This window comes from Pseudomonas sp. BS-2016 (genome assembly GCF_001806145.1).
Taxonomy (GTDB): domain Bacteria; phylum Pseudomonadota; class Gammaproteobacteria; order Pseudomonadales; family Pseudomonadaceae; genus Aquipseudomonas; species Aquipseudomonas lundensis.
The window spans coordinates 121254-139974 of record NZ_MLCT01000018.1 but is presented as its reverse complement, the minus strand read 5'-3'; the positions used below and the strand labels follow the sequence as shown (position 1 = coordinate 139974).

The window sequence follows — 18721 nt, the reverse complement described above, 5'->3', positions numbered from 1 at the left end:
CCGGTCGTACTTTTATACGCGTCGCAATCTGGACGTTCAGACGTAATAAGGAGCCGTGTCATGACGCGCACCCGTAAAGTGCTTGCCTGGGTTGTGGGCCTGTTTGCCCTGTTGGTCGCCGTGCTGGTGGTGCTGATCGCCACCTTCGACTGGAACCGCCTCAAGCCGACCATCAACACTAAGGTTTCTGAAATTTTGCATCGCCCGTTTGCCATCAACGGCAATCTGGCTGTGCAGTGGCAGCGTGAGCCCGATGAAGGCGGCTGGCGCGCCTGGGTGCCGTGGCCGCACGTGATCGCTGAAGACCTGACGCTGGGCAACCCCGAGTGGTCGAAGACGCCCCAGATGGCCAGTTTGAACAAGGTTGAGGCGCGTCTGTCGCCGTTGGCCTTACTGACCCAGACCGTAGCCATTCCGCGTATTGATTTGGTTCAGCCGAGCGCCGACCTGGTGCGGTTGGCGGATGGCCGGGCGAACTGGACCTTCACTTTCGATCCCAAGGACCCGGACGCCGAACCCTCCAACTGGACGGTGGACATCGGTGCCATCAAATTCGACAAGGGTCACGTGACCCTTAATGACCAGACCCTGAAAACCCGGCTGGATGTAGTGATTGATCCGCTGGGCAAGCCGATTCCGTTCAGTGAAATCGTGGGTGAGAAAGAGGCGAAAAAGTCGCAAGAAAAGGGCGCTACTCCGCAGGACTACGCCTTCGCGTTGAAGGTCAAAGGCCAGTACCACGGTCAGAACCTCGACGGCACAGGCAAGATCGGTGGCTTGTTAGCGCTTCAGGACGCGAACCAACCCTTCCCGTTGCAGGCTCAAGTCAGCATCGCTGACACCAAGGTCGCGTTGGCCGGCACCCTCAGGGACCCGCTCAACCTGGGGGCGCTTGATCTGCGCCTGAAACTGGCTGGCAGCAGCTTGAGCAACCTCTATCCGCTGACGGGCGTGACATTGCCGGATTCGCCGCCTTATTCCACAGATGGCCACTTGATTGCCAAGCTGCATGAGCCGGGCGGTGCCGTGTTCACCTATGAAAACTTCAACGGCAAGATTGGCAACAGTGACATCCACGGCGACCTGAAATACGCCGCCAGCCAGCCGCGCCCCACGTTGTCGGGCAAGTTGGTGTCCAATCAACTGTTGATGGCTGACCTTGGGCCGTTGATCGGCGTGGACAGCAGCAAAGCCGCCAACGCCCCGAAAGCCAGCGCAGGCGCGAGCAAGCAACCGGCGGGTAAGGTGCTGCCGGTGGAAGAATTCCGTACCGAACGCTGGCGCGACATGGACGCCGACGTGGAATTCACCGGCAAACGCATCGTGCAAAGCGCCGAGCTGCCGTTTACCGATCTCTACACGCACCTGGTGTTGAACGATGGCCAATTAAGCCTGGAACCGCTGCGTTTCGGCGTGGCGGGCGGCAAGCTGGACGCGCAGATTCGCCTCAACGGCCGCAGCACACCGCTGGAAGGCCGGGCCAAACTGACCGCGCGCAATTTCAAACTCAAGCAACTGTTCCCCACCTTCGAGCCTATGAAAACCAGCTTCGGTGAGCTCAATGGCGATGCGGAAATCTCCGGGCGTGGCAATTCGGTGGCCAAGTTGTTGGCCACCTCGAATGGCGGCTTGAAAATGATCGTCAACGACGGCGCCATCAGCCGTGGCCTGATGGAAATTGCCGGGCTCAATGTGGGCAACTACATCGTGGGCAAAATCTTTGGTGACGAAGACGTGAAGATCAACTGCGCGGCGGCGGACTTCGGGATCAAAGACGGCCTGGCGACGTCGCGGCTGTTCGTGTTCGACACCGAGAACGCGATCATCTACATCGACGGCACGGCTAACTTCGCCACCGAGCAACTGGACCTGAAAATCACCCCGGAGTCCAAGGGGCTGCGGTTGTTCTCGCTGCGTTCGCCGTTGTACGTGCGCGGAACGTTTGGTAACCCGTCGGCGGGCGTGCAAGCCGTGCCGTTGATGCTGCGCGGTGCGGGCATGGTCGCTCTGGGTGTGATTGCTGGCCCGGCAGCCGGACTGCTGGCGTTGGTGGCGCCGAGTGGCGACGAACCCAACCAGTGCGCACCGCTGCTGCAACAGATGCAGCAAGGCAAAGTGCCCAAGACCGTGAAGTAAAGGCTTGCCCTCATTCCCACCTTTCCCTGCGCGGGAGAGGGTGGGGGGCGAGGGCTCAAGCACGCAAAAAACCCGTAAAAAAGCCCGCCCCCACGTGACGGGGGGCGGGCGCTGTCGGCCTGATGAGGCTTACAGGTCTTGCAGAATGTCGGCCATGTCGTCGGCGTGCTCTTCCTCTTGCGCGAGGATGTCTTCGAAGATCCGGCGGGTGGTCGGGTCTTTGTCGCCAATGTACTGAATGATTTCACGGTAGCTGTCGACAGCAATCCGCTCAGCGACCAGGTCTTCGTACACCATTTCTTTCAAGGTCGTACCGGCCACGTATTGGGCGTGGGCGTTCTTGGACAGCAGGTCAGGGTTGAACTCCGGCTCGCCGCCCAACTGAACGATACGCTCGGCCAGTTTGTCGGCGTGTTCCATCTCCTGATTGGCGTGCTCCAGGAACTCATCCGCCGCGACGCTGGCCTTCAGGCCACTGGCCATGAAGTAATGACGCTTGTAGCGCAGAACACAAACCAGTTCGGTGGCCAGCGACTCATTGAGCAACCGCAGAATTTCTTCGCGGTCTGCGCTGTAGCCTTCGGTTACGGCACCTTCTTCGACGTTCTTGCGAGCGCGTTCGCGAAGGGTTTGCTTGTCGGATAACGTTATCTCGGTCATTTCAATCTCCTCACTAATCCGGTTGCCGCCTCGCTCTGCTGGCGAAGTCGGTTCATAGGGTGTGAGTTCAGCGCACCGAGAAAGTTTTATCGGATGTTGCGCACCGGCGTGGTCCAGCGTTCCGACAGAATCACCCCGCCCAGCGTCAATGCCCCACCCACAAGATGAAACAGGTGCAATTGCTCTTTAAGCACCACGGCGGCAATCAAGGCGGTAATCAAGGGCAGCAAGTTGAAGAACAGGGTGGTGCGGCTCGGCCCCAGCAATGCAACGGCCTTCATCCAGGCCAACGGCGCAATCATCGACGCCAGCACGCAGGCGTACAGCACCAGGCCGATGTTGTGCACGGTCGGGCCGACCTTGGGCGAGATCAGGTACAGCGGCAGCAGCACCACAATCGCCACCAGCACTTGCAGGTAGAGCATCTGCAACGGCGGCAGGCGCAGTTGCCACTTCTTGAGCAGGGTGCTGTAAATCGCGTAGGCGAGGGTGGCGACGAGCATCATCGCGTCTCCCAGGTTCAGGCCTTGATCGAGCAAGGTGCCGAGGCTGCCACTGGAGACCACCACCAGCACCCCGAAAAACGACAGCACGGCGCCCACCAGCGCCCCTGCGGTCAGGCGCTGGCCGAGGCTGATGATGGACAGGGTGAGCACCATCAACGGCATCAGCGACAAAATGATGCCCATGTTGGTGGCCGAGGTGCGGGCCGCCGCGTAGTAGGCAAGGCTTTGATACACCGCCATGCCCAGCACGCCGAGGATAAAGATCTTGCCCAGGTTGGGGCGGATGACCGGCCAGTTGGCCAGCACCGGTTTGATCATGAACGGGGTAAACAGCAGCCCGGCCAGCAGCCAGCGATAAAAGCCGATCTCCGAGGGAAAGATCGCCCCCACGGCGAGTTTGTTGATCACGGTATTGCCGGCCCAGATAAAAATGGCCAGTAGCGGGTAAGCGTATTGCATCAGGAACAACCACAGGATTAATGAGCCGCGATTATCCGCTTGTCTGTCCGCAGGCCTATACTTCGATCCAGCCAACCTCTTCGTGAATCCAGACAGCATGCGCAAGAACCTGATCAGCGTTCCCGAGTTCGATCAATTACCGGCTCCGGTCTACTTTCGTTACGCCGAAATCGACGCGCACAGCCACGCGTGCCCACACCGGCATGCCTGGGGGTCGCTGGACTACGTGGCCCATGGCGTGATGCGTTTTGAGGTCGACGGGCAGCGGTTTATGTCGCCGCCGCAGTACGCGTTATGGATCCCGCCCAATACCGAGCACAGTGCCTACAATGCCCAAGCCATTGTTTACCGTTCGGTGTATCTGGACGCAGCGCATTGCCAGCACCTGCCGCCCCGGCCGGTCACGTTGGCGATCAGCGACATCCTGAAAGCCATCCTTAGCGACTTCGCCCGCCGCGATGTCAACATTCCCGAAGGCGAGGCCGACCAGCGTCTGGCCCAGGTGCTGGTCGACCAACTGAGCCAGGCGGCCGTGCATCGATGCTTTTTGCCCTACGCCAATCACCCCGGTTTGCAAGGGGTGCTGGCCGCCTTGCAGCGACAGCCGGGGGACAACCGCCCGTTGGGGCAGTGGGCCGAACAGGCGCATGTCAGCGAACGTACGTTGGCGCGGTTGTTCGTGCGTGAGCTGGGCATGAGCTTTGGGGAGTGGCGCCAGCGCTTGCGTTTTCTGGCAGCCATCGAAGCACTGGAGTCGTCGTCGCGCAGCGTGCAAGACATTGGTTTCGACATGGGTTACAGCACGGCGTCGGCGTTTATTGCGATGTTTCAGCGTCTGGCCTGTTGCACGCCCGAGCAGTATCGGCGCAAGGCGCGGCATGTTTAAGCGCTCATGAGGAAGCTGTAACAGAGTTTGTCTACACTGCGATGAAGTCCGCCGCGTCCGCTGCGGCCACAAGGAGAAAACTCCATGAAGATGCTGCGTGTTCCTCTGCTGCTGGTGGGTGTGTTGGTGTGCTCGCAAGGGTTTGCGGCCACGGCCCAACAAAACAAAATGACCGCGTGCAACGCCGAGGCCAGTGCCAAAACCCTCAAAGGCGACGCGCGTAAAGCCTTTATGAGCAGTTGCCTCAAAGCCAAGCCGGCCGGTGCGATGACTCAGCAAGAAAAAATGAAAACCTGCAATGCCACCGCCACCACCCAGGCACTCAAGGGTGATGAGCGTAAAGCGTTCATGAGCGATTGCCTGAAGAAAAAGTAGTCACTTGTCGCCCCGCGTTCTCACTGCCCCAGGCTGCGAAGCGTTGCGAGACACCGCGTTCATTCAAGCGCGGCGCTAACCCTACGCAGCCTTGGCCAGGGCTGATCAGAGGGCCTGCCCCGTCCTCCGGCAGTCACATTATGTAGTGATCCCCGTCGAAGGCTGGCAGACTGCCCGTCCTTTTACCCTGCTTGTTTTGAGGCTGTATGCCATCGTTTTCTCAGCGTCACATCTTGCTGGCCAGCTACATCATTATTGCGGGCGGTTTGTTGCTGGTATTTCCTTTGCGCTTGTTGCCCAGCCTGTTGGCGGGTTTGCTGGTGTACGAGCTGGTCAACATGCTCACCCCGCAACTGCAACGCCTGATCGCCGGGCGCCGTGCGCGTTGGTTGGCGGTGATGTTACTGGGCACGTTGGTGGTCAGTGTGCTGGCGCTGATTTTTGCCGGTGCCATCAGCTTTTTGCTGCACGAGGCCGAGAACCCCGGTGCATCTCTGAACAAATTCATGGCCGTGGTCGACAAGGCCCGTGGCCAGTTGCCGCCGTTTTTAGACAGCTACCTGCCCGCCAGTGCGGCGGAGTTTCGCGTCGCCATCGGGGCGTGGATGAACAAGCACTTGAGCGACCTGCAACTGGTGGGCAAAGACGCGGCGCACATGTTCGTGACTCTACTGATCGGCATGGTACTGGGCGCCATCATCGCCTTGCAGCGCATCCCTGATGTGAGCCGCCGCAAACCCTTGTCCGCCGCGCTGTTCGAGCGTCTGCACCTGCTGGTTCAGGCGTTTCGCAACATCGTCTTCGCGCAGATCAAAATCGCACTGCTCAATACCGTGTTTACCGGGGTCTTCCTGGCCGTGGTGCTGCCGTTGTTCGGCGTTCACTTGCCGCTGACCAAAACCCTGATCGTGCTGACCTTCCTGCTGGGCCTGTTGCCAGTGATTGGCAACCTGATCTCCAACACGCTGATCACCATTGTTGGCCTGTCGCTGTCGATTTGGGTGGCGGTGGGGGCCTTGGCCTACCTGATCGTTATCCACAAGCTGGAATACTTTTTGAACGCCAAGATTGTGGGCGGGCAGATCAGTGCCAAGTCGTGGGAATTGCTGCTGGCGATGCTGGTGTTCGAAGCCGCGTTCGGCCTGCCGGGGGTGGTGGCCGGGCCGATTTATTACGCGTATTTGAAGAGTGAGTTGAAGCAGGTGGAGTTGGTCTGATCGCCGGTCTTCACCCAGCCCTCTCCTTGCGGGAGAGGGTGGGGTGATGGGCTATCAGCCGTAACGCTTTTTGGCTTCAATCGCCAGACCGCTGCCGATGCTGCCGAAGATGTTGCCTTCAACATGACGCGCATTGGGCAGCATGGCCGACACGCTTTGGCGCAATGCCGGAATACCGCTCGACCCGCCCGTGAAGAACACCGTGTCCACCTGCTCCACAGCCACGCCGGCATTGCCCAGCAGTTGGGTCACGCTGTTGCGGATGCGTTCGAGCTGGTTGTCGATCGAGGCTTCGAACAGCGCACGGCTCAGGTCAACGTTGAGTCCGGCTTCGATACGGTCCAGCGGCACGTGGCGACTGTCGTTGCGGGTCAGTTCGATTTTGGTTTCTTCGATTTCCATTGCCAGCCAGTGCCCGGCGCGCTGTTCGATCAACTTGAACAGGCGGTCGATGCCGCCGGTGTCTTCGATGTCGTAGCGCATGCTGCCCAACGCCAGTTGGGATTTTTGCGAGTACACCGAGTTGATGGTGTGCCAGGTCGCCAGGTTCATGTGGTGGCTGGTGGGCATGTAGGCACCGCTCTTCATGCGGCTGCCGTAGCCGAACAGCGGCATTACGCCTTGCAGGCTCAGTTGTTTGTCGAAGTCGGTCCCGCCCACGTGCACACCGCCGGTGGCCAGAATGTCGTCCTGGCGGTTGTCCATGCCGCGCCGCTCGGGTGACAGGCGCACCAGCGAGAAGTCGGAGGTACCGCCGCCGATGTCGACAATCAGCACCAGCTCTTCGCGCTCGATGGTCGACTCGTAGTCGAAAGCGGCGGCGATGGGTTCGTACTGGAAGGACACTTCCTTGAAGCCAATGGCACGGGCCACGTCGGTCAGGGTGTTTTCGGCTTCCTGGTCAGCCAGCGGGTCGTCATCGACGAAGTACACCGGGCGGCCCAGTACCACTTCTTCAAATTCGCGACCGGCGGTGGCTTCGGCGCGTTTTTTCAGTTGGCCGATAAACAGCCCCAGCAGGTCTTTGAACGGCATGGCCGTGCCCAGAACACTGGTGTCGTGCTTGATCAGCTTGGAACCCAGCAGACTTTTGAGTGAGCGCATCAGGCGGCCTTCATAGCCTTCCAGGTACTCATGCAGCGCCAGACGGCCATACACCGGGCGGCGTTCTTCAATATTGAAGAACACCACCGAGGGCAGGGTGATTTTGTCGTCCTCCAGCGCAATGAGGGTTTCCACGCCTGGGCGCAGCCAGCCGACGGTGGAGTTTGACGTGCCGAAGTCGATGCCGCAGGCACGGGCCGGAGAGGCGTTTTTCATGTCTGTCGTGTTCCGGTTAAAAAACGGCCGCGCAGTGTATGTCAGACGGTCACAGAATCGAAGCACGACTATTCGTTAATTCGCAGGTTTTAATCCCCTTGAAAGACTATCCTTCACCCCCAAACTTCCAGACATTGGCTTGGTGGTTGTAAGGCAATTGAGTGAAGCCCGTAGGCTGCCGATAAACTTTTGCAGCGCCGTAGCGTCGGAAGATTGAGATCGGTCAATCGACAGACTGGCTAACCCAAGCATTGTGGGTGGTCTGAGTGGCGCGATATTGATAACGGATGGTGATCCTTACATGGACTTCAAAGACTATTACAAGATTCTGGGTGTAGAACCCACGGCTGACGATAAGGCGATCAAGACCGCTTATCGCAAGCTGGCGCGCAAATATCACCCGGATGTCAGCAAAGAAAAGGACGCCGAGAGTAAATTCAAGGACGTGAACGAAGCGTATGAAGCGTTGAAAAGCGCTGATAAACGCGCCGAGTACGATGAAATTCGCAAGTACGGTCAGCACGGCCAGCCGTTCCAGGGGCCACCGGGCTGGCAGGGTCGTTCCAGTGGCGGCTTCGAAGATGCAGGCGATTTTTCGGACTTTTTCAGCTCGATCTTCGGTTCGCGCGGTAATGGCTTTGGTGGTCAATCAAGCCGCAGCGCGGGTCGTCGCGGGCAGGATGTTGAAATGGAATTACCGATTTTTCTGGAAGAAACCCTGTCGGGCGAGTCCAAGCAGATCAGCTTTCAGGTGGGTGGCACCAGCAAGACCCTGAACGTGAAGATCCCGGCCGGTGTGACCGACGGCGAGCGCATTCGCCTCAAAGGTCAGGGTGGCCCGGGCATGGGCGGCGGGGCCAATGGTGATCTATACCTGATCATTCGGTTTGCACCGCATCCGAAGTTCGACGTGGAAGGCCACGATCTGGTGATTACGGTGCCTTTGGCGCCGTGGGAAGCCGCATTGGGGACCAAGGTCGCCGTGCCGACGCTGACCAGCAAGATCAACCTGACCATTCGTCCGGACAGCCAGAGCGGCCAGCGTTTGCGCATCAAGGGCCATGGTTTGATGGACAAGAAAGGTCAGCGCGGCGATTTGTATGCCCAATTGAAAGTGGTCATGCCCAAACACACTGACGAGGCGAGCAAAACCTTGTGGCAAGAGCTGGCTGACAAAGCAGCCTTTGATCCGAGAGCCCAATGGAGTAATTGATCATGAGCAGCACCCTGATCGTTCAGCTGGACATGGAAAGGTTCTGCGAGGAGGCCAATTTACCGGCCACTTACGTGATAGAGATCGTCGAACACGGAATTATCGAACCTCAGGGCCACGCACCGGAGGCGTGGCGTTTTGAAGACTATGAACTGGTCATCGCAAAGCGTGCAGCCAAGCTGCATCAAGACCTTGACCTGGAATGGGAAGGCGTCGCCCTGGCGCTGGACTTGCTCGAAGAGGTGCAGCACCTGCGGTCTGAAAACCGCCGCCTGAAGCAGCAACTGGGGCGGTTTGTGGGCAGCAACCCCAACGCCTGACCGGCTTAAGGGGCAGCCTTGTACCCCGACAGCGACTGCACAGGGTTAATGCCCTGACGTGCAGTCGCTGGCGCGCGGTATCAGGCTTTTTTCGGTAACACCACGGTAAAGGTGGTGCCTTCGGCGGCGGTTGAAGTGACTTCAATCGTGCCGCCGTGGGCGTTGACCGACTCTTTGACGATGTACAGGCCAAGACCGAGGCTGGTGGAAGTGCCCGGCAGGCTGACGTCTTCACTCGGGCTGCGCACCAGCGGGTCAAACAGGGTTGCCAGCGAGCCTTCATCAATGGGCGTGCCACGGTTGTGTACCGAAAGCAGGACCTGCTCGGCGCCGCCTGTCAGCGTCACGGTGACCACGCGGCTGTGGCTGCCATGTTGCAGCGCATTGCCAATCAGGTTTTGCAGCAACTGATTGATCAGGCCGCGATCCCACTCACCTTGCACAGGGCCATCAATGGTTAACACCGGCTCGCAGTCCGGTTGCCCGGCGCAGGCTTCGGCCAATGCCGCGCGGCAGGCTTCGCCCAGGTCCATGCTCACCGGTTCGATCGGCAACTGGCTGCCCAGACGGCTGCGCACAAATGCCAGCAGATCGCTGACCATCGAACCCATGTGCCGCGCACCGTTCTTGATGGCGTTCACATAGTTCAGGGCATCAACGTCAAGCTTGGCTTTACGCTCCAGCATCTCGGTGGACATGCTCACCGCTTGCAGGGGCGCGCGCAGGTCGTGCCCCAGAATGGCCAGAAAGATGTCGCGCGAGCGATTCACCTGATCGGCGTAGGCCGCGGTGGATTCGGCCAGCGCTTCATCAATGGCTTCGTTGAAGCGAATCATGTCCTGAAAGTGCCCGTGCTCCGGGAATGGCAGGCTGTCGACCCACAGGCGGATGACACACGCGCGCAGGTGCCGGAATTCGGATGTCATCTGCACCAGATCGAAACCGACCGTATGGCGCAGCTCGCCGTGGCTGGCGGCGGCCTCGTCCAGGCTCGGGGTTTTATCCGGGCCTTCGCCCTCAGCCTTGGCCTGTTGCTCGCTGGCCGTCTGGGCGGTGGTCATGTCACGCGAGGCCGCCAGCAAAATGGCCTTGGCATGGTCGCGCAGGGCCACGCTGTCCATGTGTTCGGCCGCAGGCGTAATGGTTTCTGCAAAGCGCTCCCACTCATCGACGATGCGATCAGCGTTTTGCACGATGAATTCGGATAGGCGCATGCCCAAATACCCTTGCTGTAAGAGCGGTAGTCAAAAAAGGTGACGCATATTAGCGCATGCGCGAGTATCGCCCTCAACTCAATATGCCGTATATCGTAATCCCCCAAGATCGCGGATCCAGCCGATAAGCTGCAGGTCTGCGCGTGCCTGAGAATGTCCTGGCCGATTGGCTGATTCACCCGCGGCCTCCCGGCTGGGATCGGTGTGCGGGAGGGCCTGCCGGGGGGTAGATGAAAAGAACATTCGGCAGGGGCTATATATCGCTGCGCTGTATACAAATGCTCGCTCGTTCAGGCGCGATTTAACGCAACGTTTTGCGTTATTTAAAGGACGGCAATCGGGTTTAGATGTGGGAGGACTTACGCATCGAAAAGAGCTTTATATGAATAAACAACCTGCTGCCCCTGACACCTTTCCTCCTCAGGCCTTGGTGCACATGGATGAAACTTCCGAAGCCGTCAAACAAAACATGCCGCTCTGGCTGTTACAGGCTGATGACGATACCCGACAAAAAGTCATTCAGGCGTTCATCACGACGCATGCCCTCGAACAGCAATTAGCCGCGCATCTTTCTAAAGTGGTTGCCCCTGCCGACTTTGCCAAAGGCTTGCTGAACCCGGCGCTGTCAGCCAAATGGGGGCGAGAGGTGGACAGCGAGCGCAATATCTTTGTCAATGTGCAACGCTTTTCCTTCAACCTGCTGGGGGATGCGATCAAAGAGCCGCTGGATATCGTCTTGCCCACAACATGGCGGCCCATTACCTCAATGACGCATTTGACGTTATTGGAAGCGGCCATGCAGAACTTCTCACGGGCGGAAGTTGAACGTGACTTTAACGGCGTTGCGTATGTACTGGAACACCGCGGGAGTTCCAGGCGCACAGGGTTAAATCCACAGCACTTTGCACAGTTATGCCGAACATTAAATCTGGGCGGCAAGTATCAAACCTACCTGAAAAGCCTTTTTTATCCTTATGAACGCATCGACCGTTTTCAAACGGATCATTCCGGATACGGTATTTATTCGGACTTTATAACCCATGCAAAAAGCCAACTTGAATTACTCAGTCATCAGGCCTATTTGACGCATGCGATTGGCTTAACGGCTTACCAGATGCTGTTGCAGTGGGTCAGGGGGGAGCCGCAGCCGCGGTGGGGCAGGCGCAACGTCCGGGTGTGTCACATGACGATGCTCAGCGTTAAACAGCACGGTGTGGGACAAGCAGGGTGCCCGATACACGGGGCCCTGGTGTTCATGCCCACGCCCCTGAACGCTGAAAATTCGCTGCCTTGTCTTGTGTATACCCCTCACGATCAGGGGTTGCCCTTGTGTGAATACGCGTCGCTGCAACGTTTCAATGACCTTTACGCCTTGCGCTTACGGGAGGAGGAGCCGAAAGCCGCATTGATCAAAGCCGTGGAACAGCGTTATCAAACGGCCTTTGCCAAACAACTCGAGCAGGCACTGCGCGTCAAAGGGAAAACGGCTTCGTTGGTCGCGGTAGAGACATGGCGGCCTCGTCCTGATTTACAGATCCAATGGGTGGAATCGGGTCACACGCCGTTTGTGACGCTCTATACACAATTGATTGAGCAGGTGTTGAGCAACGCACGTTTTGTGATGGCCCCGACCCAAGAGCAGGACATCTCCCCCCTTGACCAGTTGCGTGCCTTGTTTGAAGCCGCCCAGCCTTTTTTGAATCTGGCGGCTTTTTTTGTTCCGCTCGTTGGCGGGCTCTTGCTGTTGTCCACCAGCATGCAGTTACTGTCGCAAGTGTATGTCGGGGTTGAGGATTGGTCCCATGGTGAGGTGAAGCAGGCGTTCGAGCACTTCGAGTCAGTGGCACAAAACCTGATCGTATTGCTCGTAGGTGCCCGTGCGACCAAGGCCTGGTCTTCCTTCAACCCCGACATTGCCTACCCCTCGCTGATTGAAACCCTTCGCCGGGTGAACACCGCGGCCGATGAAACACGTTTGATGAAAGTCGATCTCGCGCCGTTTGTCAGTGACGTTAAGTTGCCCGAACATCTTCAGCCAGACAGCGACGGTATTTACCGCACCCAAGACCGCACGTTCGTCCACATCAAAGGCCAGCCGTACGAGATCAAATACGACGAGGCCATCAAACACTGGCGCGTGCAGCATCCCAAGCGTGAGGGCGCCTACGCGCCGGTGGTTGAACACAATGACCAGGGGGCGTGGTTTTTGGGCATCGAGCGCGCGGGTGAATGGGACAAGGTGGAGTCACTGCACCGGGCCTCCTCGCATAAGTCGGCGTTAAGTGAGTCCGAGGTGGAGCAGGTGCTCAACATCGTGGGGGCGCAAGACGATGCCCTGCGCTGGAGCCATGTCAATCGTGAACCGCCCCCGGCGCTGGTGCTCGATACCCTCAAACGCTGGCAGCTGGCAGATGACGTTGAGCGTCTGGTTGAACGATTGCAGGCGTCTGCGTCGGTGCAATGGAGTGATAACCGTCACATTGTGCGTTTGCTGGAGCGTATGCCCGGTTGGCCGCCGGGCACGTGGCTACAGATTTTGGGTGCAGATGGGCGTGTTCTTCAGGATGTGACGCTGGCCGGTGAATGGCGCTCGCCCCTGCGTGTGAACATGACCGATGTGCAGCAGCAGGGGATATTCAGCGCATTGGCGGCGGCCATGGATGACGCCTTGGCCGCGACATTTCTTGGAGCTGAAGCGATCACCCCGCAACAGCGTGCCGACGCGTTGCTCAACAAGGTCGCCGGTTTCGCCCTGACCCAAAAAAAGACCTTGTTCAGCGAGGGGTACAAGGCAAGCGAAGTATTCGCTACCGGGCCCAGGCAAACACTTCATCGGCACCACCCCACGCTGCCCGCCAGTGTGGTGAGCGAAGTGCTGCGACACGCCAGCGTCAGTGAAATCCGCGTGTTGAACAGCCTCAAGAAGGTTCCGTTGCGACTGGCCGAAGAGTTGCGGCTCTATGGCCATGCGTTGAGCGTGACGCGTGCGCTGGAAGGGTGCTATCTCGATACCGAAGACCCCGCCCCAACCCTTCGCCTGGTCGGGGCGCTGTTCTTGAAAACGGCTCAGGGCAAGCAATATGTGAGCGCAGGCCAAGAGCCTTTGCTGCGCAGCGCTCAAGCCGGGACGCTATTAGACAACGCGCAAACGTTGCGGGCGCTGGCGCTTGTGAAAGGGGATGCGTTGTTGCGCGATCAACTGGTCGCCTACGCCCATGACCACCAGGACGAAACCCGGGGTGCGCTGGGGTTGCAGCCCATCAAGCCGTGGTTTAAATCCCCCATGCGACTGGCCCGTGGGCGCGTGGGTTATCCCCTGAGTGGCAGAATCACGGATGCCGGGCGCAGTGCGTTTCAGATCCGCCGCGTAAAAAGCCTCTATCCGCAATACACGCACACCCAGTGCGAAGCATTCCTTCGTGCGCTGGAGACCTCTAAGGCTAATCCAGAGCTTGAACTGGTGCGCCGCGAGCTTGAATACGAAGCGCTGCAGGACGCTTTGCGCAGTTGGGTCGGCCAGCCGCTGCCGGAGTATTCAGTGGCTGCCCGCCGAGATGTCTCGCCGCTCACGATCAAGCGGGCAGCGAGCAACGTTATCAGCCGTGCCTGGCGGCGCGAGACCCGGCTGGAAGATGAAATCGGCAATCTGAATGAGTACGTGGAGGATGCAAACCTGTCTGCCCAAGACCTGCCTGATCCACGGCGCTATGTGCTGGACCTCAGCGGCATGCCCGTCGGTGACTTGCCGACGCTGCCGGGCAGTTTTCGCCATATCTCAGTGCTCATCATGGATGACATGGCGTTAAACGAAGTACCTGAAGGTTTTCTCGAATGTTTCCCTGACCTGCGGTGGCTGTCGATGGAAAACAACCGGCTCAGCACGTTGCCGCGGGCGCTGAAGCAGATGAAAGGTTTGCTAAAGCTCGACCTCGCTCATAACGAAATAGCCCTGACCGCTGAGGCTAGCAGCACCCTGGCGGGGCTGACAAACCTCAGAGAGCTGAATCTGGGCAACAATCCTTTAGGCCAAGCGGTGGATGTCAGTGGCATGCAGCGTTTACGCCATATTGATCTGCGCCATACCGCAAGCACCTATTGGCCATCCGGCGTTGAGACCTTGAATGAAGTCGCTTATCTGGACTTGCGTGACAACAACATCACTCAAATTCCCGATGCGGTTTTCAATTCCGATACGCGCCTGAATGCGGTGACCTATGTGCATGACAACCCGCTCACACCGGTCAGTGAGCAACGGCTGGATTCATACGCAGAGCGGACCGGGATCAACATGGGCTACGTCTCCACGCGGGGGCACAGCTTTCTGACCGACCCGCGCAGCTATAGCTGGTTTTTGAGTGGCCCCGAGCCGTTGGCGGCCAGGAAACAGGAGATCTGGCAAAGCCTGGAGCAAGACCCGCAGACCCAGGATTTGCGACGGGTGCTCATGGGCCTGACAGCCACTCCGGCCTACGCCAATGAAAGTACGCGTGACTCACTGATCGAACGGATTGGCACGATGCTACTGGCCTTGGGTGACGATACCGAGTTGCGGGAAAACCTCATGCTCAGGGCCGGTCATGGTTCGACATGCGGGGATGGGCTGGCGTTGATTTTCAGTGATCTGGAAGTGCTCACTCTTGTGGCCAAGGCCAAGGAACCGGTGGGCGCGGAAGAATGCGAGCTTAAATTGCTGCGTTTGGCGCGCAGCTTATATCGCCTGGATCAAGTGGAAGTGATCGCGCGGCATTTGATGCAAGAGCGATACACCCGCGGGCACGATGAGGAACTTGGCGAGCTCAATGAACTGGACGAAGTGGAGTTCCGGCTGGCGTTTCGCATCGCGTTGGCGGAGCCGCTGGAGCTGCCGGCGCAACCGCTGGCCATGGAGTACGAGCACTTGGCGGATGTGTCGCAAATGCTCATTGACGGGGTGCGGTATCGGGTACTGGCCAATGAGCGTTCCACCAGCAATTTGTTCGACTCAATCTGTGAGCGGGAATTTTGGGTGGATTTCTTGAAGAAAAAATATGCTCACCAGTTCGCGGCCATCCTTGAACGGCACATGGTGCGCACCCACGAGGTTGAAGTCGGGGCGCATGCCTCCTCGGACGAGGCCTACAAACAATCGCTGGAAAAAATCGGTGAGGATTACAAGGCGGCCTGTAAAGCGTGGGTTCAGCGCTTGACCCATTGGGAAATGACGGTGCATCCGTTTTAACCCTGGCCCTCACGCCAGCGTGTGCTTGCGTGAGGGCATACCGGTCAAAACAGAAAGTAGCGTTGCGCCATTGGTAACACGTCGGCCGGTTCGCACCACAGCAACACACCGTCCGCCTTGACCTGATACGTCTGCGGGTCGACTTCAATGTCGGGCAGGTAGCCGTTGTGGATCAGGTCGGTCTTTTGCACGTCGCGGCAGCCTTTGACCACGGCAATTTGTTTTTTCAGGCCCAGGGCTTCGGGCACGCCGGCTTCGGCAGCGGCCTGGCTGATAAAGGTCAGGCAGGTGGCGTGGCGCGAGCCGCCGTAGCTGGCGAACATGGGGCGATAGTGAACCGGTTGCGGCGTCGGAATGGAGGCATTGGCGTCGCCCATCAGGCTCGACGCAATCGCGCCGCCCTTGAGAATCAGCGTCGGTTTGACCCCGAAAAACGCCGGGCGCCAGAGCACCAGGTCGGCCCATTTGCCCACTTCGATCGACCCCACTTCATGGCTGATGCCGTGGGTGATGGCCGGGTTGATGGTGTATTTGGCGATGTAGCGTTTGGCACGAAAGTTGTCATTGCCAATCGCGTCTTCCGGCAACGGGCCGCGTTGTTGCTTCATCTTGTCGGCGGTCTGCCAGGTGCGGGTGATGACTTCGCCCACGCGGCCCATGGCCTGACTGTCGGAGCTGATCATCGAAAACGCGCCCAGGTCATGCAGGATGTCTTCGGCGGCAATGGTCTCGCGGCGGATACGGCTTTCCGCGAAGGCCACGTCCTCGGCGATGCTCGGGTCCAGGTGATGGCAGACCATCAGCATGTCGAGGTGTTCGTCGATGGTGTTGCGGGTGAAAGGCCGGGTCGGGTTGGTGGAGCTGGGCAACACATTGGTCAGGCCGCAGGCCTTGATGATGTCCGGTGCGTGCCCGCCGCCCGCGCCTTCGGTGTGATAGGTATGAATGGTGCGGCCCTTGAAGGCAGCGAGGGTGGTTTCGACAAAGCCGGACTCGTTCAAGGTGTCGCTGTGGATCGCCACTTGCACATCGTATTGGTCGGCCACATTCAGGCAGTTATCGATGGACGCAGGGGTGGTGCCCCAGTCTTCATGCAGCTTGAGGCCGATGGCGCCCGCTTCGACTTGCTCGATCAGCGGTTGCGGCAAACTCGCGTTGCCCTTGCCGGTAAACCCCATGTTCATCGGAAACGCGTCAGCCGCTTGCAGCATGCGCGCCATGTGCCACGGGCCCGGGGTGCAGGTGGTGGCGTTGCTGCCGGTGGCCGGGCCAGTGCCGCCGCCGATCATGGTGGTCACGCCGCTGTTGAGCGCTTCTTCGATCTGCTGCGGGCAGATGAAGTGAATGTGGGTGTCGATGCCGCCTGCGGTGAGGATCATGCCCTCGCCAGCAATCACTTCGGTGCTGGCGCCAATGGCGATGGTGACATCGGGCTGCACGTCCGGGTTGCCCGCCTTGCCGATGGCGTGGATCCGGCCGTTCTTAAGGCCTACGTCGGCTTTGACGATGCCCCAGTGGTCGACGATCAGCGCGTTGGTGATCAAGGTGTCCACCACCTCGGCAGCCAGCAACTGGCTCTGGCCCATGCCGTCGCGGATCACCTTGCCGCCGCCGAATTTCACTTCTTCCCCGTAAGTGGTGAAGTCCTGCTCGACCTCAATCCACAGCTCGGTGTCGGCCAGGCGAACCTTGTCACCCACAGTCGGGCCGAACATATCGGCATAGGCGTGGCGGGATATTTTCATGATGCGTTCCTGAGCGTTAAGTCAAAACGGGTCGCCGGGGGCGGCGACAGAGCGTTCACGGGCCAATGTCACGGTCAGTCCAGATCGCCCATCACGCGCCCGGCAAAGCCAAACACCCGGCGCAGGCCCGCCAGCTCGACCAGTTCCACGTCGCGGGTCTGGCCCGGTTCAAACCGTACGGCGGTGCCCGCCGGGATGTTCAGGCGCATGCCACGGCTTTCGCCGCGCTCGAACATCAGCGCATCGTTGGTTTCAAAAAAGTGGTAATGGGAACCGACTTGAATTGGCCGGTCGCCCCGGTTGGACACGCTCAGCCGGTGCGTGCGCCGACCCGCGTTCAGCTCGATCTCGCCCGCCTCGATGCAGTATTGGCCCGGAATCATTGCGGTTCACTCAAGGTTTTGAAGTAGATGGCGGTCGGGCTGTAGTGGCCGTCGGGGCTGCGGCAGTAGTTGGGCAATTCACCGACACGGGTATAGCCCAGGGCGCTGTAGAAGTTTTCGGCGGGCGACCCGGCCTCGGTGTCGAGGTGCAGCAAGCCGCGTTTGTGCTGACGCGCGCCGTGTTCCAGTGCCTGAATCAGCACCTGGCCCAGCCCGCGGCGGCGCGCTTCGTTGAGTACCAGCAGCTTCTGCACTTCGGCCCGGTTCAGGCCATTGGCCTTCTGGCACAGCGCCAACTGCACGCTGGCCAGCACCCGTTGATCTTCGACCAAGACCCACAGCAACAGGCTGCCTTGTTCCAGTTGGCTCAGCACCTCGCAGAAGTAAGCGCTGGCCTTCGGCACGTCCAGATCGTCCATGAACCCGACCGATGCGCCGTGCTGCACGGCATCGACCAACAGGGCGATCAGCCCTTCACGGTAGTCATTGAAGGTGTGCGGGGTGACTTGTAACACCTGCTCGTGGCTCATTGGCCGTGCTCCTGCGGGGGAAGGGCGCCGGGGTTGATCATCAGTTGCATGAAGGTCAGGTCCAGCCAGCGGCCGAACTTGATCCCCACTTGTGGCAGGCGGCCGCTGGTCACGAAACCGAGTTGCTTGTGCACGTGAATCGACGCGGCGTTGGCGCTTTCAATGGCGGCGACCATCACGTGTTTGCCGCAGCCACGGGCGCGTTCGATCAGGGCAGCGAGCAATTGCGGGCCCAGGCGTTTACCGCGCTGATCGGGGTGTACGTACACCGAGTGCTCGACCGTATGGCGAAACCCTTCAAACGGACGCCAGTCGCCAAACGAGGCGTAGCCCAAGGGCACGTTGGCGTCATCCACAATCACCAGAACGGGATAACCCTGTTGTTGCCGGGCTTCGAACCATTGTTCGCGGTTGGGCAGGTCGACGGTCTGCTCATTCCAGATGGCGAGGGTGTTCAGCACGGCATCGTTGTAAATATCGCGAATCGCCGGCAAGTCGGCCGGGACTGCATCACGAATAACGTAAGACATGACGCGGCC

At 59.3% G+C, this 18721-nt stretch carries 15 protein-coding genes; 7 read left to right on the top strand and 8 right to left on the bottom strand.

Annotation, left to right across the window (positions count from 1 at the left end):
- The first annotated feature begins 60 nt into the window (after nt 1-60).
- Complete coding sequence (locus BKD70_RS09330) at nt 61-2136, top strand: AsmA family protein (RefSeq protein ID WP_047273159.1); 2076 nt, start codon at nt 61-63, stop codon at nt 2134-2136.
- Nucleotides 2137-2265: 129 nt separating this feature from the next.
- Here the strand turns inward: BKD70_RS09330 and BKD70_RS09325 are convergent, their stop codons facing one another.
- Nucleotides 2266-2796, bottom strand: coding sequence for a bacterioferritin (locus BKD70_RS09325; RefSeq protein ID WP_047273160.1), 531 nt, complete (start codon nt 2794-2796; stop codon nt 2266-2268).
- Between the two features lie 86 nt (nt 2797-2882).
- A complete protein-coding gene (locus tag BKD70_RS09320) occupies nt 2883-3761 on the bottom strand; it encodes a DMT family transporter (RefSeq protein WP_047273161.1) in 879 nt (292 codons plus the stop codon).
- A gap of 97 nt (nt 3762-3858) precedes the next feature.
- Here BKD70_RS09320 and BKD70_RS09315 point away from each other — a divergent pair, with 97 nt between their 5' ends.
- The 3 genes from BKD70_RS09315 to BKD70_RS09305 all read left to right on the top strand — a co-directional run bounded on the left by BKD70_RS09315 (nt 3859) and on the right by BKD70_RS09305 (nt 6239).
- Nucleotides 3859-4647 (top strand): helix-turn-helix transcriptional regulator, encoded by a 789-nt coding sequence (locus BKD70_RS09315; RefSeq protein ID WP_047273162.1) that lies wholly within the window; start codon nt 3859-3861, stop codon nt 4645-4647.
- Between the two features lie 84 nt (nt 4648-4731).
- Nucleotides 4732-5022: a PsiF family protein gene (locus tag BKD70_RS09310; protein ID WP_047273163.1), complete on the top strand. Its 291-nt coding sequence runs from the start codon at nt 4732-4734 to the stop codon at nt 5020-5022.
- Nucleotides 5023-5228: 206 nt separating this feature from the next.
- Nucleotides 5229-6239, top strand: coding sequence for an AI-2E family transporter (locus tag BKD70_RS09305; RefSeq protein ID WP_047273164.1), 1011 nt, complete (start codon nt 5229-5231; stop codon nt 6237-6239).
- Between the two features lie 54 nt (nt 6240-6293).
- Here the strand turns inward: BKD70_RS09305 and BKD70_RS09300 are convergent, their stop codons facing one another.
- Nucleotides 6294-7559, bottom strand: a complete 1266-nt coding sequence (locus tag BKD70_RS09300; RefSeq protein ID WP_047273165.1) for an Hsp70 family protein — start codon at nt 7557-7559, stop codon at nt 6294-6296.
- Between the two features lie 301 nt (nt 7560-7860).
- Here BKD70_RS09300 and cbpA point away from each other — a divergent pair, with 301 nt between their 5' ends.
- Together cbpA and BKD70_RS09290 are read left to right on the top strand one after the other, a co-directional pair.
- Nucleotides 7861-8772 (top strand): curved DNA-binding protein, encoded by a 912-nt coding sequence (cbpA, locus tag BKD70_RS09295; RefSeq protein ID WP_047273166.1) that lies wholly within the window; start codon nt 7861-7863, stop codon nt 8770-8772.
- Nucleotides 8773-8774: 2 nt separating this feature from the next.
- A complete protein-coding gene (locus tag BKD70_RS09290; RefSeq protein WP_047273167.1) occupies nt 8775-9092 on the top strand; it encodes a chaperone modulator CbpM in 318 nt (105 codons plus the stop codon).
- An 80-nt stretch (nt 9093-9172) separates the two neighbouring features.
- Here BKD70_RS09290 and BKD70_RS09285 read toward each other — a convergent pair whose 3' ends face one another.
- On the bottom strand, nt 9173-10306 hold the full coding sequence (locus BKD70_RS09285; protein ID WP_047273168.1) for a sensor histidine kinase KdpD: 1134 nt from the start codon (nt 10304-10306) through the stop codon (nt 9173-9175).
- 382 nt (nt 10307-10688) lie between these two features.
- On the opposite strand from BKD70_RS09285, the gene BKD70_RS09280 reads away from it, so the two are divergent.
- The gene (locus BKD70_RS09280) at nt 10689-15524 is read left to right on the top strand and encodes an NEL-type E3 ubiquitin ligase domain-containing protein (RefSeq protein WP_047273169.1); all 4836 of its coding nucleotides are present in this window, start codon (nt 10689-10691) and stop codon (nt 15522-15524) included.
- A 44-nt stretch (nt 15525-15568) separates the two neighbouring features.
- Here the strand turns inward: BKD70_RS09280 and ureC are convergent, their stop codons facing one another.
- The 4 genes from ureC to BKD70_RS09260 form a co-directional block, all read right to left on the bottom strand.
- Nucleotides 15569-17269, bottom strand: coding sequence for an urease subunit alpha (gene ureC / locus BKD70_RS09275; protein WP_047273170.1), 1701 nt, complete (start codon nt 17267-17269; stop codon nt 15569-15571).
- Between the two features lie 74 nt (nt 17270-17343).
- Complete coding sequence (locus BKD70_RS09270) at nt 17344-17652, bottom strand: urease subunit beta (RefSeq protein WP_047273171.1); 309 nt, start codon at nt 17650-17652, stop codon at nt 17344-17346.
- Nucleotides 17649-18182 (bottom strand): N-acetyltransferase, encoded by a 534-nt coding sequence (locus BKD70_RS09265; protein WP_047273172.1) that lies wholly within the window; start codon nt 18180-18182, stop codon nt 17649-17651. The genes BKD70_RS09270 and BKD70_RS09265 overlap by 4 nt, the downstream gene beginning before the upstream one ends.
- A complete protein-coding gene (locus tag BKD70_RS09260) occupies nt 18179-18712 on the bottom strand; it encodes a GNAT family N-acetyltransferase (protein ID WP_047273173.1) in 534 nt (177 codons plus the stop codon). The genes BKD70_RS09265 and BKD70_RS09260 overlap by 4 nt, the downstream gene beginning before the upstream one ends.
- Between the last annotated feature and the right edge of the window lie 9 nt (nt 18713-18721).